General features: G+C 65.0%; 17 protein-coding genes and 1 tRNA gene. 6 read left to right on the top strand and 12 right to left on the bottom strand.

All coding sequences use genetic code 11. The features are described from left to right. Positions 1 to 79: 79 nt before the first annotated feature. Both EPB08_RS01050 and EPB08_RS01045 read right to left on the bottom strand, forming a co-directional pair. Positions 80 to 694, bottom strand: a complete 615-nt coding sequence (locus EPB08_RS01050) for a peroxiredoxin (protein WP_130617212.1) — start codon at positions 692 to 694, stop codon at positions 80 to 82. Positions 695 to 969: 275 nt separating this feature from the next. Next, the gene (locus EPB08_RS01045; RefSeq protein WP_130617211.1) at positions 970 to 1,845 is read right to left on the bottom strand and encodes an EamA family transporter; all 876 of its coding nucleotides are present in this window, start codon (positions 1,843 to 1,845) and stop codon (positions 970 to 972) included. A 183-nt stretch (positions 1,846 to 2,028) separates the two neighbouring features. Between EPB08_RS01045 and selD the strand changes: the two genes are divergently transcribed. Next, complete coding sequence (selD, locus tag EPB08_RS01040; protein WP_130617210.1) at positions 2,029 to 3,069, top strand: selenide, water dikinase SelD; 1,041 nt, start codon at positions 2,029 to 2,031, stop codon at positions 3,067 to 3,069. Between the two features lie 17 nt (positions 3,070 to 3,086). Here the strand turns inward: selD and EPB08_RS20960 are convergent. The 3 genes from EPB08_RS20960 to selA form a co-directional block, all read right to left on the bottom strand. Beyond that, positions 3,087 to 3,183, bottom strand: a tRNA-Sec gene (locus tag EPB08_RS20960). Then, positions 3,136 to 5,130: a selenocysteine-specific translation elongation factor gene (gene selB / locus EPB08_RS01035; RefSeq protein WP_130617209.1), complete on the bottom strand. Its 1,995-nt coding sequence runs from the start codon at positions 5,128 to 5,130 to the stop codon at positions 3,136 to 3,138. Before selB ends, EPB08_RS20960 begins: the two co-directional genes overlap by 48 nt. Then, positions 5,127 to 6,551, bottom strand: a complete 1,425-nt coding sequence (gene selA, locus EPB08_RS01030) for an L-seryl-tRNA(Sec) selenium transferase (protein WP_130617208.1) — start codon at positions 6,549 to 6,551, stop codon at positions 5,127 to 5,129. Before selA ends, selB begins: the two co-directional genes overlap by 4 nt. A 261-nt stretch (positions 6,552 to 6,812) precedes the next feature. On the opposite strand from selA, the gene EPB08_RS01025 reads away from it, so the two are divergent. After that, positions 6,813 to 7,865 (top strand): permease, encoded by a 1,053-nt coding sequence (locus EPB08_RS01025; protein WP_130617207.1) that lies wholly within the window; start codon positions 6,813 to 6,815, stop codon positions 7,863 to 7,865. 9 nt (positions 7,866 to 7,874) lie between these two features. On the opposite strand, the gene fdhE is transcribed toward EPB08_RS01025, so the two are convergent. From fdhE to EPB08_RS00995, 7 genes are all read right to left on the bottom strand, one after another. After that, positions 7,875 to 8,825, bottom strand: a complete 951-nt coding sequence (gene fdhE / locus EPB08_RS01020; protein WP_130617206.1) for a formate dehydrogenase accessory protein FdhE — start codon at positions 8,823 to 8,825, stop codon at positions 7,875 to 7,877. Then, positions 8,822 to 9,472 (bottom strand): formate dehydrogenase subunit gamma, encoded by a 651-nt coding sequence (locus tag EPB08_RS01015; RefSeq protein WP_130617205.1) that lies wholly within the window; start codon positions 9,470 to 9,472, stop codon positions 8,822 to 8,824. Before EPB08_RS01015 ends, fdhE begins: the two co-directional genes overlap by 4 nt. After that, complete coding sequence (gene fdxH / locus EPB08_RS01010; RefSeq protein WP_130617204.1) at positions 9,469 to 10,380, bottom strand: formate dehydrogenase subunit beta; 912 nt, start codon at positions 10,378 to 10,380, stop codon at positions 9,469 to 9,471. Before fdxH ends, EPB08_RS01015 begins: the two co-directional genes overlap by 4 nt. Positions 10,381 to 10,390: 10 nt before the next feature. After that, positions 10,391 to 12,859 carry a formate dehydrogenase-N subunit alpha gene (gene fdnG, locus EPB08_RS01005; RefSeq protein ID WP_486598942.1) on the bottom strand — a complete coding sequence of 823 codons (2,469 nt, stop codon included), beginning with the start codon at positions 12,857 to 12,859 and terminating at the stop codon, positions 10,391 to 10,393. Positions 12,860 to 12,871: 12 nt separating this feature from the next. Beyond that, positions 12,872 to 13,465: a molybdopterin-binding domain-containing protein gene (locus tag EPB08_RS21435; RefSeq protein WP_130617202.1), complete on the bottom strand. Its 594-nt coding sequence runs from the start codon at positions 13,463 to 13,465 to the stop codon at positions 12,872 to 12,874. A gap of 322 nt (positions 13,466 to 13,787) precedes the next feature. After that, complete coding sequence (locus EPB08_RS20955; RefSeq protein ID WP_165418350.1) at positions 13,788 to 13,934, bottom strand: hypothetical protein; 147 nt, start codon at positions 13,932 to 13,934, stop codon at positions 13,788 to 13,790. Positions 13,935 to 14,131: 197 nt separating this feature from the next. Further along, on the bottom strand, positions 14,132 to 15,031 hold the full coding sequence (locus tag EPB08_RS00995) for a LysR family transcriptional regulator (protein WP_130617201.1): 900 nt from the start codon (positions 15,029 to 15,031) through the stop codon (positions 14,132 to 14,134). 324 nt (positions 15,032 to 15,355) lie between these two features. On the opposite strand from EPB08_RS00995, the gene dgcN reads away from it, so the two are divergent. The 4 genes from dgcN to EPB08_RS00975 all read left to right on the top strand — a co-directional run bounded on the left by dgcN (position 15,356) and on the right by EPB08_RS00975 (position 23,055). Beyond that, positions 15,356 to 16,393 (top strand): N-acetyltransferase DgcN, encoded by a 1,038-nt coding sequence (gene dgcN, locus EPB08_RS00990; protein WP_130617200.1) that lies wholly within the window; start codon positions 15,356 to 15,358, stop codon positions 16,391 to 16,393. Positions 16,394 to 16,454: 61 nt separating this feature from the next. Then, complete coding sequence (gltS, locus tag EPB08_RS00985; RefSeq protein ID WP_130617199.1) at positions 16,455 to 17,660, top strand: sodium/glutamate symporter; 1,206 nt, start codon at positions 16,455 to 16,457, stop codon at positions 17,658 to 17,660. 551 nt (positions 17,661 to 18,211) lie between these two features. Continuing rightward, entirely contained in the window at positions 18,212 to 21,343 is a 3,132-nt protein-coding gene (locus EPB08_RS00980; RefSeq protein ID WP_165418349.1) for a TonB-dependent receptor, read from the top strand. 167 nt (positions 21,344 to 21,510) lie between these two features. Next, positions 21,511 to 23,055, top strand: a complete 1,545-nt coding sequence (locus EPB08_RS00975; RefSeq protein WP_205746249.1) for a tetratricopeptide repeat-containing sulfotransferase family protein — start codon at positions 21,511 to 21,513, stop codon at positions 23,053 to 23,055. The last annotated feature ends 62 nt before the right edge of the window (positions 23,056 to 23,117 follow it).

The raw sequence follows: 23,117 nt of genomic DNA, 5'->3' as shown, positions 1-23,117 counted from the left end.
AGCCATGCCCACGCGAGATGGGCATGGCATGAGGCGCGCTTACTTGAAGTCGATAGCCATCGAATTCGCCGCGTTGCGCTCAGGGTGCTTTCTGGCCCTGCATCTGCTGCACGATGGCGAGCGACTTGGAAACGTGTTCCTGCGGGTGCAGGTGATCGGCTTCGGAGTCGAACACCGCCGCAATCTTGCCGTCACGACCGATCACGAAGGTGGTGCGCGAAATGAAGCCGTGGTCGATCACCGCACCCTGCACGTCCTTCGCGCCCGGCACGGCCGCCGACATCTTCAGGTCATACGACGCGGCGATCTTGCCCTCGGGATCGGACGCGATCGGGAACTTGCCCGCACAGAAATTCGGATCGGCCGAGAACTTGTTGAGTCGCTGGATGCTGTCGGCGGAGACGCCGATGATCGTCGCGCCGGCGGCCTGGAACTTGGCCACTTCGGTAGCGAAGGCGTGCGCCTCGACATCACAGCCGCCCGTATAGGCGGACGGGAAGAAGTAGACCACCACCGGGCCGTTCTTCAGCGCGGCCGCCAGCGAAAGCTCGGAAGCCTTGCCGTCCTGGCTGGCCTGCGCGGTGAAAGCAGGCGCCGCCGTACCCTGGCTCAGTGCAGCGAACGCGGATGGTGCCACCAATACGCCGGCCACCAAGGCACCTGCCGCCAACGACAACACAAGACGTTTGTTCATTGCATAACCCTCGACATGCTTATGGAAAGGAACTGCGCGAAAGCTCGGTCCGGTCGGCCATCCAGGCTTCCGGCCAGGCCACTCCATGGGCCTCGCCGGGAATGACGCACCAAGGCGGCGAACCATGCGTGGGCCGCCCATCCAGGGTGAGTGCTTCCGTAGCCAGCAAAGGTTGCATCTCCCGATGACAAAAGCCGGCCAGAGCAGACACACCATTCGCCGAGCATGTGCCTCCCCGAGCGCGGAAGCAATGCACGACTACGGACCTCGTGAGTTCAGTTCGCTGGCGCGGCGGGTTTGGTTACGCTCAGGGCCGTGCCGGCCGCCGCGATGATGATGGCCAGGATGGCCAGCCATTGCAGCGAGCTGAGCCGCTCGCCGAGCAGGGTGACACCCGCCAACGCCGCAACGGCGGGCTCCAGGCTCAACAAGGTGCTGAATGTGCGGGCGGGGAGCCGGGTCAGCGACACCATCTCCAGCGAATACGGCAATGCCGAGCTGAGCAGCGCCACGCCCAGCGCATAGGGCATCAACGAGGGCGACAGCAGCGTTGCCCCCGCATGCGCAATGCCGAACGGAATCGCCACCAGGGCGCCGATCGATGTGCCCAGCGTCACCGCGTCCGCACCATAGGTGGCGCCAGCCTTCTTGCCGAACACGATGTACAACGCCCAGCCCACGCCGGCCGCGAGCGCGTACATCACGCCCACCGGATCGAGCGCGTGCACCTCGCCCCGCAGCGGCAACAGCAGCACGAGGCCTGCCACCACCAGTGCGATCCAGATGAAATCCACCAGTCGACGCGAACTGAACATGGCCAGCGCCAACGGCCCGGTGAATTCCAGAGCCACCGCAATGCCAAGGGGAATCGTGCGCAGCGACATGTAGAACACCAGGTTCATCACGCCCATCGAGAGGCCATAGCCCCACAACGCCAGCCGGTCCCGCCGTCCACCCCAGCGGCGCCAGGGGCGACGCCACAACAACAGGAACAACGCGCTGAGTCCCAACCGGTACGCCGTGGCACCCTGCGCACCCACCTGCGGGAACAGGTGTTTGGCCAGCGACGCACCGCACTGGTACGACACCATGGCGATCAGCAACGCGCCAACCGCGAGCGCAATCTGGGCAGCGTTGGAGCGTGACGTCATGGACGTGACATAACCGGGTGGGGGCTGCCCATGATGCCAGCAAGTGCAGGCCATACCTATCTTCGCCACCCCGCTGACGCTCGCCCGGGCCACGTACACGCGGACTCACTTCTCCTTGCGGCACTTTTCGCTATGCTCGGAAAACCTGGCCACTGCGCTAACGGGACTTTCGCAGGAGCTCGCATGACCTCCGTTCGTTTGACCGATCTCGCCCATGGTGGCGGCTGCGGCTGCAAGCTCGCACCTTCGGTGCTCCAGCAACTCCTGGCCGACAGATCGGCGGCGATGCCATTCGCAGCATTGCTGGTGGGCACCGAGACCGGCGACGACGCGGGCGTGTGGCAGGTGGACGAGCGCACCTGCGTCATCGCCACCACCGACTTTTTCATGCCCGTGGTGGACGACCCCTACGACTTCGGCCGCATCGCCGCGACCAACGCACTGTCCGACGTCTACGCCATGGGCGGCAAGCCGATCATGGCCCTGGCCATCCTCGGCATGCCGCTGGACAAGCTGGACGTGGACACGGTGCGCAGGATTCTCGAAGGCGGCGAATCGATCTGTGCGGAAGCGGGCATTCCCATCGCCGGCGGCCACTCGATCGACTCGGCGGAACCGATCTATGGCCTCGCCGCCATCGGCTTGTGTGCACCCTCCGATCTGCGCCGCAACTCCACGGCGCAGGTTGGCGACGCGATCATCCTGACCAAGAGCATCGGTGTCGGCATCTACTCGGCCGCATTCAAGAAGCAGGCGCTGCCGGCGGATGCCTATGCCGAGATGCTGGCCTCCACCACCCTGCTCAATCGCGTCGGCCATGCACTGGCGCAGGATGAAGACGTCCACGCCATTACCGATGTCACCGGCTTCGGTCTGTTGGGGCATGGACTGGAAATGGCGCGCGGCAGCGGTGTGCGATTGCGCATCGAACAGGCGAGCCTTCCGTTCTTCACGCAGGCGGAAGCGTTGGCGCAAGCTGGCTACATCACGGGCGCATCCAGACGGAACTGGAACAGCTACAGCGACGGCGTCACCCTGCCCGCCGAATTGCCGGAATGGCGTCGTGCCCTGCTCACCGATCCGCAGACTTCGGGTGGCCTGCTGGTGGCGTGCAAGGCCGAACGCGCCGAAGCAATCCGGGACATGATCGAAGCCGCGGGTTATCCAAGCGCACGCATCATCGGCACCGCCGGAACGGGCACGCCGGGTATCGAAGTGATCTGAGCAAGCCACTCGTGGAGTGGCGGAAGAGAGTGGGAGTCGAACCCACCCAAGACAGTCTTACCTGCCTCACCCGGATTTGAAGTCCGGACGCCCCACCGGAGACGATTCTCTTCCATGCGGTACAGCAACCGCGGGAACGGGCCCGAACACGTCGAGGTATCGCGCCTGGACCCTGCGCAAGGTACCCCGATTGAGCGTAACCCCCTGTCGGTCGAAGAATTCTAGTATCTGGATGGCGACCTTTCGACCATTGTCTAGCCGGTCGCGGAACTGCGCCGCGGTGAACCGCCCGTCCGCCGCATGGGCGGCGATGTCGGCGGCCAGCAGCACCATCTCGTGCGTGGTCGTGCGCAGGAAAAAATGATCGTGCGCCACCTCGTCGACCAGGCCCAGCCGCGCCGCGAACTTGAGCAGCTGGCGAACGTCCTGCTCGGGACGCTTCAATACACCGGCGATGTCGCGCACGCGTGGCGGACGAAAGCGGATGTCCCCGCCCAGCAGCGGGGAAAGCTGCCGCCACTGCGCCTCGCGTTCCGGGCTCAGCTGCAGGCAATGGCTTGCCAGTCGCACGAAGCCACCATCGCGGACGATGTGTGCGGCAAGGTCGGGATGTTGCAGGGCCAGTGCAAAGGCTTCGGCGGGAAGCCGAGGTTGCAGCGCCAGCCGCAGCTTCTCCCGCACCACACCTTGCAGGTCCGGGGTGGCGACATGGAATGCATCCACGTACTCGATCAACCGGGTGACCAGTTGTTGCCAATGGGCGTGCGACATGGCGATGCGCTGCCCATCGGCGTCGAACATCATCGGCGAAAGCGCGGCGACGGTTTCATCGATCCACGCATCGGACAACGCGCGATCCCGTGCAAATGCCGAAAGGTCCCACGCGTAGGGCGACGCTTCGAGCAAGGCAGCAAAGGCCCGCTGGGGATCGTCGATCGCCAGCGCCACGCGCTGGGCCAGCCGCGCATCCGTCCTGCGTTGCCGCGACGGTGCACGCAGGTCGATGAAATGGCCGCCTCCCAGGGTGCGTTGAGCTGAAACATCGCGCAACACGAAACGGTCGAGCACCGCGGCAGCGATCGGCCGCTCGAGCACCAGTTGAACATCGGCCATCTGGCCCGGCTGAAGCAGGCCCTCTTCGAGCAATACGATGCGAACGCCCACCTCGGTGGCACCGTGATGCAATCGTGCGGGGAACCATTGGCCCATCGGCTTGGACTCGCCGGCCAGAAGATGCATTCGCGCATCGATGCGATCGGTGGGCGCATGCAGGGAAGGATCGACCACCATGTCGCCACGATGGATCGCGTCCTTGCTGATGCCCTCGCCCACAAGATTGAGTGCGCAGCGGTCACCCGCACGCCCGATCTCCATCGGCTGGTTCTGCGCGTGCAGCGAGCGCACGCGCGCCGTCAAGCCCGATGGGCTGATCACCACCTGGTCCTTCATGCGCACGATGCCCGACAACACCGTGCCGGTCACCACGACACCGATGCCGGCCAGGATGAACACGCGATCGATGGCGAGGCGAAAGCGTCCTTCTGCCGCGCGTTCGCCCAGCGTATGCGCCTCGACGGCCAACCGATCACGCAGAGCCTCGATGCCTGCACCCGTGACCGTGGACACCGGAAGGATGTCGGCGTTCTCGAGCACCGTGCCTGCGATGGCGCCGCGAATCTGCGCGGTGACTTCGGCCAGTTGTTCGGGTGTCGCCAGATCCGCCTTGGTCAAGGCGATGATGCCGCGACCGACATGCAGCAGATCGAGGATCGCCAGGTGCTCCCGTGTCTGCGGCATCACGCCGTCGTCGGCAGCGACCACCAGCAGCGCGACATCGATGCCGCTGGCACCGGCCACCATGGTGTGCACGAAGCGCTCATGCCCGGGCACATCGACGAAGCCGACCACGGAGCCGTCGTCCATCGGCAGGTAGGCGAAGCCAAGATCGATGGTGATGCCGCGGGCCTTCTCTTCCTTCAGGCGATCGGTATCGACACCGGTCAGGGCTTTGACCAGCGAGGTCTTGCCATGGTCGATGTGGCCCGCGGTGCCGACGATCATGGGCTGTCCGCGATCAGGTCGCCGAGGTCGAGCTCCGACAGCGCCTCGAGGAACGGCGTTTCATCCGCTTCGTCCAGGCAGCGCAGATCCAGGCGCAGCACGCCATCGGCGATGCGCCCGACGATGGGACGCGACAGCGCGCGCAGCGATGCGGCGAGATGTTCCAGTGCCTGCTGGCTGCCTTGCGGGCGAACCACCAGCGCCACGCTGGCCAGCGTATCCAGCGGCAACGCACCCGAACCGACCTGGCTGAGGCAATCGCCCACCTCGACGGTGAAAATCTCGCCCAGGCGTTCGGCGACCGCTGGCAGCAGGCGATGCGCCTGCGCTTCGATTGCGGCCCTGTCACGTGCAAGGAAACGCAGCGTCGGCAATCGCTCGGCAAGCCGGTCGGGATCGCGATAGAGGTTGAGGGTGGCCTCGATGGCGGCGAGCCGCACCTTGTCCACGCGCAGCGCACGCTTCATCGGGTTGCGGTTGATCTGCTCGATCAGCGTGCTATCTCCCACGATGAAGCCGGCCTGCGGACCACCGAGCAGCTTGTCGCCGGAGAACGTCACCAGCCGCGCACCCTGTTCCACCGCTTCGCGCACGGTCGGTTCCTTGACGAGACCGTAGGCTGACAGGTCCACCAGGCTGCCGGAACCCAGGTCGTTCAACAGCGGCACGCCCGCCGCATCCGTGATCGCCACCAGTTCGCGTGCGCCGACTTCCGCGGTGAAACCCTGGATGCGGTAGTTGGACGTATGCACCTTGAGCACAAGACCGGTGTGCGCGCCCATGGCGTTGCGATAGTCGGCCGCGTGCGTGCGGTTGGTGGTGCCGACCTCCACCATCCGCGCACCGGCGCGAGCCATGATGTCCGGCATGCGGAAGGCGCCGCCGATCTCGATCAGCTCGCCACGCGACACCACGGCATCGCGTCCGAGCGCAAAAGTGTTGAGGCAAAGCAGCACGGCCGCCGCATTGTTGTTGACCACGGTGGCGTCTTCGGCGCCGGTCAGCTCGCAAAGCAAGGCGCGCACATGATCGTCGCGTTCGCCGCGCACGCCATCGGTGAGGTCGAACTCCAGCGCCACCGCATGGCGCATCGCCTCCACGGCCGCCTCGATCGCCGCCTCGGCAAACACGGCGCGGCCGAGATTGGTGTGCAGCACCGTGCCGGTGAGATTGAACAGCGGCCGCAGCCCCGGCATGCGTGTCGCCAACAGCTCGCCGGCCCGCAACGCCAGGTCGGCTGCGCTGGGCGCCGCCACGGGCGCGACGCGCAAGACCTGGCGTGCTTCATCGATCACCTGGCGGATCGCGTCGGTGGTAACCGCGCGCCCGTGGCGCTCCACCAGCGGCGCAGCCTCCATAGTCGCCAGTACGGTGGCGACCGCAGGCAGCTGGCGCAGCAAGTTGACCTCGAACTCGGCCATGGCGCTCCATCCAGTCCATCCCCGCATCCTGCGGGCAACGAAAGCTAGGGTGACACCTATGCTGCGTTGCCGACCAAGCAAGGGTCAAGGCAAGCGCACCCGAAAGACATCGCCTTCACGCCGTCGCATGGTTGGATGTAGCGCCCGGCACCTGCCGCGGCAGATAACCCTGCCCCTTCTGCAGTGCATCCGGCCTGCAGCACGTGGGCGATATCGTGCCCTGTAGGGCCTTGATATCCCGCACCGCCCGCAGGGGAAACCATGCCCGCCGCCACCCCATCGTCCGCGCGTACCGTTCGCTGGTCCGTCTTCGTGCTGCTGGCCATCGCCGGCCTGTTCTACGTGAAGTGGTATCCGTACTACGGGCGCGCCTTCGTCGCCGCGAGCCAGCATTCCATTGGCCACTCCATCCTGATGGGTGATGCGCCCAGCGCACCCGCGCCGTCGTGGGACGCGGCGTTTGGCTATGCGCTGGCCTACGGCAAGGCCATCTGGCAGGCCATGCTGCTGGGCCTGCTGCTGGGCTCGGGCATCCAGGCGCTGTTGCCGGTGAACTGGGTACAGCGCGCACTCGGCGGCCACGGCTTCGGCAGCGTAGTGGCGGGCGGCCTGCTCGCGATCCCCGGCATGATGTGCACGTGCTGCGCGGCGCCAGTGGTGGTGGGCCTGCGCAAACACCAGGCGGCGCCAGGCGCAGCTGTCGCCTTCTGGCTCGGCAATACCACGCTCAATCCCGCGACGCTGGTGTTCACCGGCTTCGTGCTCGGCTGGCACTGGACCCTGCTGCGCATCGCGCTCGGCGTGCCGATGGTGTTCGGACTGGGTTACCTGGTGAACCGCACCACCCGGGCGGATGTGCCGGCCGTACAGCTGCCGCCCCTGGAACCCGAGCCGCACTCACTCGCCGAGGTGGGGCGACGCTGGGGGCGCCTCTTCGTGCAGATGGCCTCCCGGCTGATTCCCGAATACGTGGTGATCGTGCTGCTGCTCGGCGCGGCGCGCGCATGGCTGTTTCCGTACGTCGGCCCCGCTATCGGCAACGAGTGGATCTGGATCGCAGCCCTCGCTCTGGCCGGCATGCTGTTCGTGATACCGACGGCCGGCGAAGTGCCGATCGTGCAGGCCATGCTGGCCCTGGGACTGGGTGGCGGACCGGCCGCCGCCCTGTTGATGACCTTGCCGCCCGTCAGCCTGCCCTCGCTGGCGATGCTGGGGCGCTCCTTTGCCGTGCGCACCCTGGTCGGGATTGCCGCGGCAGTGGTCGGCTTCGGCATCCTCGGCGGTGCGCTCGCCGTCTGGCTGGGCATGCACTGAGCGGGGCTTCTACTCCGTCACGGCTTCACCATCGCCCACCAGCAACAGCGGGTTGGGCGCATGCCGCGCATAGCCGGCCTCGGTAACGAGGATGTCCAGGCCCAGCGAGGCGAGGTCGTCCGCGTACGGATCGACCTGCGTGTCCTGCACCTGGTAAAGCAGCTTGTCGTAGGTGTGGCAATCGCCACAGGTCTCCGCCTTCACCAGGCCGGGATCGCCTTCGATGCCCTGCAACGACAGCCGGCGCGTGCCGCCACAGGTGATGCAGACGGCACGCACGTGATTCCACGCGGTGGAACACAGCGAGCAGTACAGGAAGCGCGTGCCGGGCGTGGTACCGGTGGCCGTGATCAGGCCCGTCACCGACGGCGAGCCGCAGCACGGACACAGTCCGCGCTCTTCCAGCAGCCGCAGGTCGTCGGCCTTCAGACGTGCCGCCGAACCCGTGAAATAGACCTGCAGCGCCGCGGCGACATACACGGCCGCTGCCGCATCCGACGCCGACAAACCACCTCGCAGGAACTGCTCCGCCAGCTTTTCCAAGGCCGCTGCATCGCTACGACGCAATTGATCGATGGCCTCCCGCGCCGCCGCCGGCAGGTCGGTGCGATCGATATGGTCGAGCAAGGCGGCGAGCCCTTCGCGCCACGAGGCGTCGCGTGGATGGCCATCCGCCGCCAACGGCGGCAATCGCGCCTCGACCGCCTGCGTCACGCTGACTGCATCGAGCGAAGCCGCCGGGGCCACGGTCGTTGCCGCGACATGTTGCGCCTGGGAGAGTGCCGACATGAAGCGCAACCACGCCTCCATCGGATGCCCATCGGCCAGCTTGTCCAGGCGTTGCGCCGTGACGGCGAAACGCTTGCCCGGATTCGGCAGCAGGATCGGTTCGACGGCCTTGACGCCCGGATGGTTCGGGCCGGTCCACTTGCCGCTGGGCGGTGCTTCGGCTTGCCTCACGGGCGCTTCCTGATCAGGTCCTTGCCGTGCTGGTCGGATCCCAGCTCCTTGAGCCACTTGCGATGATGGCGCCACGCCCAGCCCGGCGTCACGTAGCCCTGGGTCATGGCGCGTACCGAATCGCGTACCCATATGCCGGCATACACGTGCACGATCCACACGATGATCGCCGCCACCGCCGCCAGGCTATGGATCAGCGCGGCAGCACGTTGCACCGGAATCGACGTGGCCTCGCCGAAATACACTTCCCAGATCACCAGCCCGGTCAGGAACAGCACGGGGATCAGCAGGGTCATCGACCAGAACACCAGCTTCTGGCCAGCATTGTTGCGGCCGACCGGTGGCGCATTTTCCTCGTTGTTCTCAACGACCTCGCGAATGGACTTCACCCACTGCGTATCCTCGCGATGCCAGAGGTTTTCACGCCAGAACTGCACGATCAGCCCGATGTAACTCACGAGAAGGACGCAGCCGATCCACGGATGCACCGCGCGCGTCCACTGGCCTCCGCCAAACAATTCGGACAGCCAGAACAGCATCGGGTGGAACATCGACAGGCCCGATAGCACCATCAGCACGAAACAGATGGCCGTGAGCCAGTGGTTCACCCGGTTGACGGTGGTGTAACGGGTAATGACGGTCTTCATGGCGTCTTCTCCGTTTCGTCTAACACCCGCGCGCCTTCCGCCTCATCGGCCTCGGTCACCTCGTTCGGGCCCTTGATCATGTAGTGGAAGAAGCCCACGACGGTTGCCAGGGCAATGCCCGCCAACGCCAGCGGTTTCATCACGCCCTTCCACGCCTCGACCATCATGCTGATGCCCGGCTTGTCGGGCAGTCCCGAGTACAGCGACGGCTTGTCCGCGTGATGCAGCACATACATCACATGGGTGCCGCCCACGTCCTGTGGATCGTAGAGACCCGCGTTGTTGAAGCCGCGCGATTTCAGGTCGACGATGCGATCCTCCGCCTGGTGCTTCATGTCCGCCTTGGTGCCGAACATGATCGCGCCGGTCGGGCAGGCCTTCACACAGGCAGGCTCCAATCCCACCGTGACGCGATCAGAGCACAGCGTGCACTTGTACGACTTGTGGTCGGTCTTGCTGATGCGCGGGATATCGAACGGGCAACCCTTCACGCAGTAGCCGCAGCCGATGCACTTGTCGCTGATGAAATCGACGATGCCGTTGGCGTACTGCACGATCGCGCCCGGCGCCGGGCAGGCCTTGAGGCATCCCGGATCCTCGCAATGCATGCAGCCGTCCTTGCGGATCAGCCACTCCAGGTTGCCCTGTTCGTTCTCGTACTCGGCAAACCGCATCAGCGTCCACACGCTGGGGCTGAGGTCGTTGGGATTCTGGTACGAGCCTTCGAAGTGACCGACCTCCTGCCGCAGGTCGTTCCACTCCATGCACGCCGACTGGCAGGCCTTGCAGCCGATGCACCGGCTGACGTCGATGAGCTTGGCCACCTCGTCCTCGTGACTGCGCGCCGACGGCGGCGTCATCGTCGAGGCGGAACGGCGCACGTAGTCTTGCGATTGCAGATCCGACATGTCCGTTTCCTCAGGCCGTCACCGGCGCACTGGTCTTTTCCACGTTGACCAGGAACGCCTTGAACTCGGGCGTCTGCGTGTTCGCATCACCCACCGGCGGCGTCAACGTGTTGGCGCCGTAGCCCTTTCTTGCCTGACCCGTGAAGCCCCAGTGCAGCGGCACGCCGATCACGTGGGTCGGCTTGCCGTCCACGGTGAGCGGCTTGATGCGCTTGGTTACGTACGCTTTGCACACGATTTCGCCGCGCTTGGACGACACCTTCACCCAACCGCCCTGCGTGATGCCCTTCTCCTTCGCCAACACCTCGCCGATCTCCACGAACTCTTCCGGCTGCAGGATCGCGTTGATCAGCGCGTGCTTGGTCCAGAAGTGGAAATGCTCGGTGAGGCGATAGGTGGTGGCCACGTACGGGAAACTCTTCGCGTCGCCGAACTTCTCGCGGTCGTCAGGAAACACGCGCGCGATCGGGTTCGACTTCACCTTCGGATGCAGCACGTTCTCCACCGGCGATTCCAGTGGTTCGTAGTGCTCGGGGAACGGGCCGTCGCCCATCTGGTCGCGCGCAAACAGGCGACCCATGCCTTCGGCATTCATGATGAAGGGACCGACACCGTCGGACGGTTTCACCGTGGGACCGTAGTCAGGGGTGTCGATGCCGACCCAGCGCGTGCCGTTCCACGAGATCACCGGCTTGGCCGGATTCCACGGCTTGCCGTCCGGGTCTGCGCTGGCGCGGTTGTAGAGGATGCGTCGGTTGGCCGGCCACGCCCACGCCCAGTTCGGCGCAATGCCTTGCTCGCGTGGATCGGTGGCGTCACGACGCGCCATCTGGTTGCCCTTCTCGGTGAAGCAACCCGTGAAGATCCAGCAGCCCGACATGGTGGTGCCGTCGTCGCGCAACTGCGCGAAGCCATCCAGCAAGGTGCCCGCCTTCGTGACGGCGCCGGTGGCCGCATCGGTGAGATCGGTGAGCGCGCGGCCGTTCATTTCCTTGGCCAGCTCCTCCGGATCGGGATCGCTCGGGTTGGTGTACTTCCACGTGACATTGAGCAACGGATCGGGGAACGCGCCGCCTTCCTTGCGATACAGCTCAAGCAGGCGCTTGTAGATGCCCGTCATGATCCAGATGTCGGACTTGGCCTCGCCCGGACCATCCGCTGCCTTCCAGTGCCACTGCAGCCAGCGCGCGGAATTCACCAGCGAACCGTTCTCTTCCGCAAAGCACGTCGTCGGCAACTGGAACACCTCGGTCTGGATCTCGGCCGACTTGGCCGGATTCTGCGGACCAAAGTCCTGCCAGAAGCGCGAAGTCTCGGTGTCCAGCGGATCCATCGTCACGAGGAACTTCAGCTTGCTGAGGCCGCTACGCGTGCGTCCACGATCGGGGAATGCCTGCAGCGGGTTGAAACCCTGGCAGATGTAACCGGTCATCTGCCCGTTGTTCATCATCTCGAACGCCTTGATGATGTCGTACAGCGGGATGTCCAGCTTCGGCAGCCAGTCGTAGGCCCAGTTGTTCTCCTGCGTGGCGGCGTCGCCGAACATCGCCTTCTGGAAGCTCACGAAGAACTTCCGATAGTTCTGCCAGTAGCTGGTCTGCCCCGGGCGCAACGGCTTGAACAGCTTCGTCGACATGTAGGTGTCGAGGTCGGTGTCCTTGTCGTTGGGCAGGGTCATGTAGCCCGGCATCAGGTTCGACAGCAGGCCGACGTCGGTGAGGCCCTGGATGTTGGAATGGCCCCGCAACGCATTCATGCCGCCGCCCGCTACGCCGATATTGCCCAGCAGCAGCTGCACCATCGCCATCGTTCGGATGTTCTGCGAACCGACCGAATGCTGCGTCCAGCCCAGCGCGAACAGACTGGTCATCGCCTTGTCAGGCGCGGACGTGCTGGCCATCAGCTCGCACACATGCAGGAACTTGTCCTGTGGCGTGCCGCAGATGCGCGACACCATCTCGGGCGTGTAGCGCGACACGTGCTGCTTGAGCAGGTTGATCACGCAACGCGGGTCCTGCCAGGTGTCGTCGGACTTGGCGAAGCCCTTGTCGTCGAGCTCGTAGTCCCAGCTCGACTTGTCGTAGCTGTGCTTTTCCTCGTTGTAGCCGCTGAACAGGCCATCCTGGAAGCTATAGCCTTCCTTCACGATCAGGCCGGCATTGGTATACGCACGCACGTACTGATGCTGGATGGCATCCTTCTCCAGCAGGTAGCGGATCACGCCATTGAGGAACGCGATGTCGGTGCCCGGGCGGATCGGCGCGTAGTAGTCGGCCACCGAGGCCGTGCGCGTAAAGCGCGGATCGACCACGACGAGCTTGGCGCCGTTTTCTATCTTCGCTTCGATCACCCACTTGAAGCCGCACGGATGCGCCTCGGCGGCATTGCCACCCATCACGACGACGACGTTTGCGTTCTTGATGTCCTGCCAGGTGTTGGTCATTGCACCGCGACCGAATGATGGGGCCAGACTGGCCACCGTCGGTCCGTGTCAGACACGCGCCTGGTTATCGAACACCACCATGCCGAGGGAGCGCACCACCTTCCAGGTGAGGTAGGAGGTTTCGCTGGAAGACGCCGACGCGGCCAGCATGCCTACGGTGGTCCAGCGATTCACCGTGGTGCCGGCAGCATTCCTGGCGATGAAATTCTTGTCGCGATCGTCCTTCATCAGGCGGGCGATGCGATCGAGCGCGAAGTCCCAGGAGACTTCCTTGAAGTCGGTGCCACCCGGCGGCCGGTAACGCGGCGCTTTCAAGCGCGTGGGCGCGTGCACCACGTCGAGCAGCGCCGCGCCCTTCGGACACAGCGTGCCGCGATTCACCGGATGATCCGGATCGCCTTCGATATGGATGATGTTGGAGCGCGCGTTCTTGGCGCGATCGCCCATGCTGTAGATCAGCAGGCCGCAGGCGACGGAACAGTACGTGCAGGTGTTGCGCGTCTCCGTCGCGTGGGTGAGCTTGAACGGTCGCACGGCGGCGGCTTGTGCCTCCCCCGCGGCCCCGAAACCAAGCATGCCAAGGCTTGATGCTGCCAAGCCCAGGCCCGTGAACTTGATGAACTCGCGGCGAGTGAGTGCCATCGCTTGCGCTCCCGGAACATCTGGCTAGACATACCGCCCGCTGGTGGGCGGTGGACGTTGCTCGACCATCTCCGAAGGCGACGGGACTGGCCCGTTGCTTGCTGAAAAATGTAGCACAGGCCCCTTGGGGCATCGGTGACATTTTTGTGATGGCGAGTTGGCCGGGAGGCCACTTGCGCGCCGGGATGACACCGGCGTGTGACAGACATCCATGATCCAAAGAGCTCCGCGTTTCACATCATCGAGCGAACCAGGGCGTGGGCCATTCGGTGGCGGTTCCAACGACCCACGCCTCTGTCCTCTCGAGGCTGCACATGACGGATCAGCCTTGCGAATTTGCCGGGGCGGCAACCGTGGCGACGGCAGTCGGTGCGGTCGGAGTGGCGGTAATCATGGCGCCGACGGTCAGCACGCAGAGTGCGAAGCAGGCGACGTACAGGCTATTCAGAATGGCGTTTTCGAATTTCATGACTGCTCTCCGTGATAGGTGGGTTTTGCTCTCTTGCTGTAGAGGGAGCAATCACCGTGCCAACCTCGAAGAACCGCGGGAGACCGCATCACCAAGCCATTTCGGCAAATGCCCGTCGTTGCCGACCACTGTCCGCGGACGATGTCCGGACAGTCGTGCGGGTGTCCACGGACGGTTCGCGCCGTGAAACCCCATACTCATGCGTTCGACAACATCGCCCCCGCCAGCTGGCGCACGTAATCGAGAAAGCGTGTCTGCACGCTGTTGAGCGGGCTGTCGGGTCGGTAGACGGCATACAGCACGACATCCATCTGCAACTTCAACGCACGCTTCTGCACCGGCTCCCGGCTGCATTGCGCGGTGAACGGATCCACCAGGGCCAGACCGCCGCCGCGCGCGACCAGCGAGCAGGCCAGCTGGTAGGTCTGCACCCAGACACTGGTGAGCGGTGCTGGGTCCACCGTGGCCAGGTGGTTCTGCAACATGGCGCCCAGCGCATCCTGCACCGTGATCCCGATCATCGGCTGGCCGGCCAGCTCCTTGATCGGCAAGGGCCGGTCGAGTTCGCGTTCCGGCCACCAGCCCGGTGGCGCGATCACCATGACGCTGCCCTCGCACAGCGGCTCCTGCTGCAGGCCGTGGTGACTGATGTCCTGCAGGGTGAGCCCGATGTCGGCTTCGCGCAGCATCAGCGATTCGCACATCGAGGCCGAGTGCTGCGTGTACAGCTCGACCATCGTGTCCGGATAGGTCTTGCCCAAGCGGGCGACCGCATCGGGCACCAGGATCTGCGCCAGCGCCGGCGTGCAGGTCACACGCAGCGGGTGGCTTTCGGGGCTGGTGATGTTCGCCGCAAGGCGACGCAGGTCGTACAGGTCCCGCATGACCCGGTCGATGTGGTGGCGCATCAACAGCGCCTGCTGGGTCGGTTGCAGGCGCCCGCGCACGCGGCTGAACAGAGGAAAGCCCAGGTGGTTCTCGGCCTGCTGCAGCGCCTTGCTCGCGGCGGGCTGCGACACGTTCAGCATATTGGCCGCGCCGGTCAGGCTGCCCGTGCTCAGGACAGCATGGAACAGCTCGATGTAACGCAGACGCATAGCCGGCTCCCCACCTGGTCCGATGCAGCCATCGCAAGTTCTCAGTGCAGCACTTTACGTATCGCAGGACAAATGCGGCGGTGCCAGAAGGCATGCCATGGACCTGCACGGGATCCACAACCGGCGGTTATGACTCGTGCCCAACTTTTCATTGGCTGCGCGCCGCCGCCCCTGACTATCCTCGCCACGGCCGCAGGGACGTGCCGGCGCGAAGGCGCGGTGCGGCCACCCCACCGGCTGCGGATGATGGCGAGGCAGTCGCGCCAGCACCACGCGCGGGGGGCAACGACACACGGATCGATCTGCCCACAGGAAGGACTGCCGATGTCCGTACAAGGCGAACCAGCCGCCCCGTGGGGGCCGCCCTACCTGCTGTACCTGGGCAGCGCCACCGATGACCTGGCGATCAAGACCGCGCGCGGACTGGCGTACTGGCGACCGCAATGGTGCCTGGGCCAGCATCGTCGTGCGGATTGCGCCGTCACGCTGGGTTTGCCGGATATCGAGCTGGCGCAGGGTCGGAATGAAGGCGCCCAGACCATGGTGATCGGCGCGGCGAATGCCGGCGGCGTGATGGGCCCCGAGATGGTCGCCGATGCCATCGCCGCGCTGGAGGCCGGCCTGCACGTGGTGTCGGGCCTGCATCACAAGCTGCGCGATCATCCGGATATCGTGGCTGCCGCACGCGTGCATGGCCGCACGCTGTTCGATGCGCGCGCCGCCCAGCCGGGCACGCCGGTGGGCACCGGCAAGCCACGTGCGGGACGACGGCTGCTGACGGTAGGCACCGATTGTTCGGTGGGCAAGATGTACACCGCGCTGGCACTGGAGCGCTCGCTGCGTCAACGCGGGCATCGCGCGGATTTCAGGGCCACGGGGCAAACCGGCATCCTCATCGCGGGTGCGGGCATCCCCGTCGACGCCGTGGTGGCGGATTTCATTTCGGGCGCGGCGGAGGTGATTTCGCCGGCGCGCGATGACGGCGGCTGGGATCTCATCGAGGGCCAGGGCTCGCTGTTCCATCCTTCCTATGCAGGCGTATCGCTTGGCCTGCTGCATGGCTCGCAGCCCGATGCGCTGGTGCTGTGCCATGAGCCGACGCGGCGCCACATGCGTGGCCTGGCCGATTACCCGATTCCCGATCTCATGGCCTGCATGGAGGCCAACCTCACCGCCGCGCGGCTCACCAACCCCGCCGTGAAACCGGTGGGCATTGCGCTCAATACATCGAACCTGCCCGCGCACGAGGCGCAGGCCATCTGCGAACGCGTCGGCGCCTTGTTCGGCCTGCCCTGCCAGGACCCGGTGGCGATGGGCGTCGAAGCCATCACCGATCATCTCATCGCCAGCTTCGAGATCTGACAGCTCCGCGAACCGACCGTATAGACTCAGCCTCGTTGTCGACCTTGGGTACTACACACGCGTGCTGACTCTCGACTCGATACAAACCCTGGCCTGTGGTGGCCTGCTGCTGCTCATCGGCTATGCCGTCCGGCGGCGCGTGCCGCTGCTGGCGCGCTTCAGCGTACCGGCGCCGGTCATCGGCGGCCTGCTGGTGGCGCTGCTGATGCTGGTGTGCCGGCACTGGGATGTCACGCCGATCCGCTTCGACACCGGATTCGAGCAGCCTTTGATGATCGCGTTCTTCACCGGGATCGGCTTCAACGCCAGCGCCACGCTGTTGAAGATCGGCGGGCGGCAGATCCTGTTGTTCCTGGGCCTGGCGAGCGGACTGGCGGTGATCCAGAACCTGCTTGGCGTGGGCATGGCCAAGGCATTTGGACTTCCGCCGCTGTTTGGCGTGGTCACCGGCTCGGCCACGCTGGCCGGCGGCCCGGCTACCGGGCTGGCATTTGCGCCGCTGTTCGCCAGCGCCGGCGTACAGGGTGCCAAGAGCGTAGCCCTGGCCAATGCCATGGCGGGCATCGTGTGCGGCTCCATCCTGGGCGCGCCGCTGGCAGCGATGCTGATCGAACGACTCGGCCTGTATCCCGCGAACGTACCGCGCGAAGATGCAAACACAGCGGCAGCCATGGCCACGCTATCGACCAGGCAACGCTTCGTGGACCCGGCCTACGCGGGCCTCAAGAGCCTGGTGTTCATGCTGATCGCCATGGGCATCGGTACATGGATCAGCACCGGCATCGGCATGCTGGGCCTCACCTTGCCCGCCTACATTGGCGCCATGCTCGCGGGTGCGATCATCCGCAACATCGACGATCAATTCGGCTGGTTCGGCTTGTCGGTGTGCAGCATGGAGAAGATCGGCAACATCAGCCTCTCGCTGTTTCTCGTCATGGCGCTGATGGACCTGCATTTGTGGGACCTATCGGGCATGGCTACGCCGCTGCTGGTCAACCTGGCCCTGCAGACGGTGCTGGTCATCGCCCTGTGTTGCTGGCCACTGCTGCAATTGATGGGGCGCGACTACGACGCCGCCGTCATGGCCAGCGGCTTCACCGGCTTCATGCTGGGCACCACGGCCAACGCCATGGCCTGCATGAGTTCGCTGACCGAACGCTTCGGTCCCGCGCCGCGCGCGTTTCTCGTGGCGCCCGTCGTGGGTGCGTTCCTCATCGACTTCACCAATGCCGTGATCATCACGGTGTTCGTCAACGTCTGGAAGTAGCTTGAAGTAGACGTGGATACCGGCCTTGCAGGAAGCGTGCATATCGATGGCCGCGGGTACATGAGCCGACGCTCCGTTTGATCTGCACGAATTCCATGCACAACGTGTGGTTCCTTGCGCGCCACGTGCCGAGGATCGACCTGCGCAAACAGCAGCGACTCCAAGCGTCGATCCGCCATCACCCCACCGAACCCTGCCCTCCATAACCCCCAGTTATGGTGCGCCGATGTTTTTTCATTGGCGACTCACGCGCACCGACGACTACGCTCGGAGATGCACTTATGAGCTGGTTGGGGAGAGCCGTTCGAAGCGCATCGTCGCCTGGCGCAAGGTCCGTCCATCGGAGGGCCTCGCTCCGCACTCGTGTTGCGCTGTCGCTGCGCACTACCAAGCCATGCCTGTGCTCAGGCTGCGGACTCTTGTCGGGTTCCGCGTGATAGGTCGCCCGGATGTCGTGTTGAACCTGCCCACGAGGCCATGGCGCAACACCACTCATTCCCGGCGCAAAGGCGAAGTACCGGGCGTTTCAACAGAGTGGAGTGCACATGGTCATGAAGGGCAGATCTTTGCGCGCATTGCATCCTCAACATGTCTTCAAGTGCAAGGCGTTGCCGCTTGCCATCAGCTCGATCGTCCTGGGCTTCACCGGCAACGCATGGGGCCAGGCCACCAGCGGCACCATCTACGGCACGGCGCCCGCAGTAGCCGGCGAATCCGTGCAAATTACCGGCGGCTCGGGCTTCAATCGCACCATCGACGTGGGAGCATCCGGCAAGTACTCGGTGACGTTGCCGGTGGGTACCTACACCGTGTCGCTGCTGCAGAACGGCCAGGTGGTGGATACGCGCAGCGGGGTGAGCCCCGTGGCGGCAGGTTCGGTGGCCGTGGATTTCGCGGCACCAAGCGCAACCGCAAACGCCAAGACGCTCAGCACGGTCCGCGTCACCGGCAACTCGCTGCCGCCCATCGACGTGAGCACCACCAACCAGGTGACGACGATCACCGCGAAGCAATTGCAGCAACTGCCCTTGCAGCGCACCGCCGAGGACATTGCCCTGCTCGCGCCCGGCGTGAACCTGGGTTCCCCCGAAATCGGCACCGGCCCGCTGGGCACGCCCAACCTGGTGTTCGGCGGCGCATCGACGGCGGAGAACGCTTACTACCTCGATGGCATGAACACCACCGAGCTGCTCAATAACCAGGGCGGCGTCTCGCTGCCCTACGGCGCCATCGAACAGCAGCAGACCTTCATCAGCGGCTATGACGCCCGCTATGGCCGCTCCATCGGCGGCGTGATCAACCAGATCGGCAAGAGCGGCGACAACGAATGGCACTTCGGTGCGCGTGCCCTGTGGCAACCGGGCAGCCTGCGCACGGATCCGGACAACTACTACTACGCCAATCCGCTGGTCACCAGCCAGGGCAACCGCCCCGGCGACCTCGCCGTCTACCGCAACAACAACAGCAGCAGCGAAACGATCTACGACGCCTACATCAGCGGCCCGCTGATCAAGGACAAGCTGTTCTTCTATATCGGCATGGAGCAGGACGACGCCCATTACCGGAGCACGTCGGAGTTCAGCAGCACCGCCACCACCGAAACATGGACGCAGCACGATCCGAAGTTCTATACCAAGTTCAACTGGAACATCAACGAAAGCAACGTGCTGAGCGCGAGCTACCTGCAGAACTCGCACAAGACCCAAGGCACCATCTACGACTTCGACTACGACACCCTGAAGCAGGGTGACTTCAACAGCCTTGACCAGATCAAGCGCACGACCTTCAAGGTGTGGTCGGCCAACTACACCTCCTACATCACCGACAGCCTGACCTTCAACGCGATGGTCGGCAAGATGCACGGCTCGTACTACACGGCCCAGCCGGGCTACGAGGGTTTTGATCCATTGCTGCCGCACGTCGCCAGCAGCTCCGTGCAGGATCCGGCGTTCGTACCGCCCGGCGGCATCTCCAATTCGCAGATCAACTCGACGATCTCCGACCCCAATCACAAGGAGTCGGTGACGAACTACCGTCTGGATCTCGACTACAAGATCGGCGACCACGACTTCCAGGTCGGTATCGACAACATCAACTCGAGGGACATCAACGACGGTTCGGTGAACCCGGGCCCGGGCTACCAGTGGATCTACGGGCAGAGCGACCCCGGTTCGCCGGTGTTCGGCGTGGACCCCAACGTTCCGCCCTATGTCGCGCCGTCGACGCAGTGCCATCCTGACAGCACGGGCGCCGTGCACTGCTATTACGTGCAACAGCACACCGACATCAGCGTGGCTTCCGTGCGCGTCGCGCAGCGTGCCCAGTACATATTGGACAACTGGCAGGTGACGCCGAACCTGCTGTTGAACCTCGGCATTCGCAACGACCAGTTCACCAACTACGACGCCTCGGGCGTGCCCTACATCCGACTGACCAAGCCGCAGTGGGCGCCGCGCCTGGGCTTCAGCTGGGACGTGCACGGCGACGCATCGCTCAAGGTGTTCGGCAACGCCGGCCGCTACTACCTCGCGCTGCCGGAACAGGTGGCCCTGTCTATCGCCGCGCCAGTGACCAACGCAGGCGTGTACGGCACCTATACCGGCATCGACCCCGCCACGGGCGCGCCGATCGGGTTCACGCCACTGCCGCAGAATCCGTCGTCCGGCGTATCGATCGACAGCGAGTACGGCCAGGCAAAGGATCCGCGCGTCTCCGCATCGCGGAACATCAAGGCCGAGTATTCGGACAACTACGTGCTCGGCATGCTGCAACAGTTCGAGATGCTGGGAACGCAGTGGGTGTTCGGCGCCACCGGCACCTATCAGCGCATGAACCGCATCATCGACGACTTCGACGACATCCAGATCGAATGCGCGGCCGGTCGTTCGCAGGGCTATGCGTACATGACGCCCGATACGTGCAGCCAGTGGGCGCAGAGCCTGGTGCTGATCAATCCGGGCGAAACCAGCAACCTGATGATGCGGTCACCCAGCGGCGCACTCGTGCCGGTGACCCTGACCTCCCAGGACCAGGGCTTCCCGAAGGGACCGACGCGCCGCTACTACGCTTTGGACCTGTCACTGGAGCACCAGTGGGACGGCAAGTGGTTCGCCAAGTTGAACTACACGTTCTCCCGCACCTGGGGTAATGACGAAGGCCCGGTCAGCACGTACTCGCAACAGGGCGGCTCCTACGAATCACTCACGACGGCATGGGACTTCCCGGAGCGCATGGAGTACTCCTCCGGCGTGCTGCCCAACGATCGCCGGCACCAGATCAAGCTCTACGGCGCGTATCAGGTGGCTCCGGACTGGACGGTGGGCGCCAACCTCTACCTCGCCTCCGGCACGCCGGTGCTCTGCCGCGGCGGCTACGGTCCGAACCAGCTCGCGCTGCATGGCTCGCATACCTATTACTGGTGCGGCGGCGAACCGGTTCCGCCGGGCTCGCTGGGACGCCTGCCATGGACCCATCAGGTCGGCCTCAACGTGGATTACAAGCCGGGCTGGGCGGACCACAAGCTCGACTTCAACCTGGCCGTCTTCAACCTGCTCGATCAGCAGACACCCGTGTTCTACAACGACTTCTACGGCACCACGTCCAGTCCCAATCCCGACTTCGGCCGGGTGCAGGACACGCTCTCGCCGCGCTACGTCCGCTTCTCCGTCGCCTACGATTTCTGAGGACTGCAGACCTTTCTCTCTCCCCACGCCGGGCCCCACCCGGCGTTTTTTTTGCAGGCCAGAATCGCCTTGTATAGTCTGCTTATTCGATCATCGCCGGTGACGACATGACAGAAACCCGGCCCGCGCAGGGCACGCCTCAACCGCTTTCGACAGCCGCCGAACGCATGCTGGCCAAAGCACGCGAGGAATGGTCTCGGCATGCCTTCGATGCGGCGGAGCGATCCCTGATCAGCGTGCTCGCGCTCGCACCGAACGAGCCCACCGCCACCCGCATGCTCGGCATGGTGTCCCAGCGTCGCGGCAACCATGCGCAGGCCATCGACTGCTTCCAGCGCGTGCTCGCGGTATGGCCCGACGATTCCGACCTGCATGTCTGCCTCGGCATCGCGCTGTTCGAACGCGGCGACATGAACCAGGCCCTGGTGCATATGCGCCATGCCTGCGAACTGCAGCCGCGATCCGCCCCGGCCTGGTTCAATCTCGGCGAAGCGCTGTCGCGAGCGTCGCACACCGGCGAAGCCGTCACCGCCTTGAACCACGCGCTCGAACTCGATCCCATGCATCTGCCCGCCCGCCTGTCGCTGTCCAAGGCACAGGCGAGCCTGGGCGAGATCGACGACGCGATTGCTGGATTCAGGGACGTCGTACGCCGCGAGCCCGCTCATGCCGAAGGATGGTTCGGCCTCTCCAATCTCAACACCGTCCGCTTCGACGCCGCGGATGCGGCAACCCTGCAGCGCGCACTCGCACGCAACGACCTGCCACCGCGCCACCGCGAACTGCTCGGCTTCACCCTGGCGAAGGCCATGGAAGACCAGGGCAACTATGGCGAGGCGTTCGAGATGTTCCGCCACGCCAACGCCTCGCGTCGCCAGCGGGTGAGGTGGGACGCCGCGGGAGAGCGCCGGCGCGTGGACGCGATCCTGCGCATCTTCGCGAACGACATGCCCGCGCCGCTGGATCCGGAGATGGGCCGCGAAGTCATCTTCATCGTCAGCATCCCGCGCTCCGGCTCCACGCTCGTCGAGCAGATCCTCGCCTCGCATCCGGACGTGGAGGGCGCGAACGAGATCAAGGACATGTCGCAGGTGATCGATGATGAAACGCGCCGTCGCCGCTCGGCCTTCCCGCTATGGGCCACCGACGCCACGGCCGATGACTGGCAGCGCCTGGGCAAACAATACCTCACGCGCACCGCACCGTGGCGCAAGACCAAGCCACGCTTCACCGACAAGAGCCTGGTGACCTGGTACCTGGTGGGCGCGGCGCTCGCGATGCTGCCGGCGGCACGCGTGGTCATCGTGCGTCGCGATCCGTTGGAAACCTGCCTGGCGTGCTACCGCCAATGCTTCACCGAGCAGACCGGCTTCACCTGCGACCTCGACGAGATGGCCGACTACTGCATCGACTTCATGCGCCTCACGCGCTACTGGATGGAACGCTATCCCGACCGCGTACTCGACCTGCCCTACGAAACCCTGGTGGCCGAGCCCGAACCGGTGATCCGCAACCTGCTCGATTTCTGCCACCTGCCGTTCGATCCCGCCTGCCTCGAATTCCACAAGACCTCACGCACCGTGGCCAGTGCACCCAGCGCGGCCCAGGTGCGCCAGCCGATCCGCAAGGACACTGCACGTAGTGCGCGCTATGGCGACAAGTTGGATGGTTTGCGGAAGCGCCTGCGCGATGGTGGCTTGCTGGCGGAGTGAGCGCGCCCGGGTGGCCGAACCTGCCCATCCACGCACTCAAGACTGTGCGTCGTGATGCCCCG

The organism is Dyella amyloliquefaciens, assembly GCF_004296575.1.
Classification (GTDB): domain Bacteria; phylum Pseudomonadota; class Gammaproteobacteria; order Xanthomonadales; family Rhodanobacteraceae; genus Dyella; species Dyella amyloliquefaciens.
Note: the sequence above shows the minus strand (reverse complement) of the source record. Positions and strands in the feature narration are given on the sequence as shown.

Coding starts and splice junctions, on each gene's coding strand:
- EPB08_RS01050 (WP_130617212.1), bottom strand. CDS start 694: ATGAACAAACGTCTTGTGTTGTCGTTGGCGGCAGGTGCCTTGGTGGCC.
- EPB08_RS01045 (WP_130617211.1), bottom strand. CDS start 1,845: ATGACGTCACGCTCCAACGCTGCCCAGATTGCGCTCGCGGTTGGCGCG.
- selD (WP_130617210.1), top strand. CDS start 2,029: ATGACCTCCGTTCGTTTGACCGATCTCGCCCATGGTGGCGGCTGCGGC.
- selB (WP_130617209.1), bottom strand. CDS start 5,130: ATGATCGTCGGCACCGCGGGCCACATCGACCATGGCAAGACCTCGCTG.
- selA (WP_130617208.1), bottom strand. CDS start 6,551: ATGGCCGAGTTCGAGGTCAACTTGCTGCGCCAGCTGCCTGCGGTCGCC.
- EPB08_RS01025 (WP_130617207.1), top strand. CDS start 6,813: ATGCCCGCCGCCACCCCATCGTCCGCGCGTACCGTTCGCTGGTCCGTC.
- EPB08_RS01015 (WP_130617205.1), bottom strand. CDS start 9,472: ATGAAGACCGTCATTACCCGTTACACCACCGTCAACCGGGTGAACCAC.
- fdxH (WP_130617204.1), bottom strand. CDS start 10,380: ATGTCGGATCTGCAATCGCAAGACTACGTGCGCCGTTCCGCCTCGACG.
- EPB08_RS21435 (WP_130617202.1), bottom strand. CDS start 13,465: ATGGCACTCACTCGCCGCGAGTTCATCAAGTTCACGGGCCTGGGCTTG.
- EPB08_RS20955 (WP_165418350.1), bottom strand. CDS start 13,934: ATGAAATTCGAAAACGCCATTCTGAATAGCCTGTACGTCGCCTGCTTC.
- EPB08_RS00995 (WP_130617201.1), bottom strand. CDS start 15,031: ATGCGTCTGCGTTACATCGAGCTGTTCCATGCTGTCCTGAGCACGGGC.
- dgcN (WP_130617200.1), top strand. CDS start 15,356: ATGTCCGTACAAGGCGAACCAGCCGCCCCGTGGGGGCCGCCCTACCTG.
- EPB08_RS00980 (WP_165418349.1), top strand. CDS start 18,212: ATGAAGGGCAGATCTTTGCGCGCATTGCATCCTCAACATGTCTTCAAG.
- EPB08_RS00975 (WP_205746249.1), top strand. CDS start 21,511: ATGCTGGCCAAAGCACGCGAGGAATGGTCTCGGCATGCCTTCGATGCG.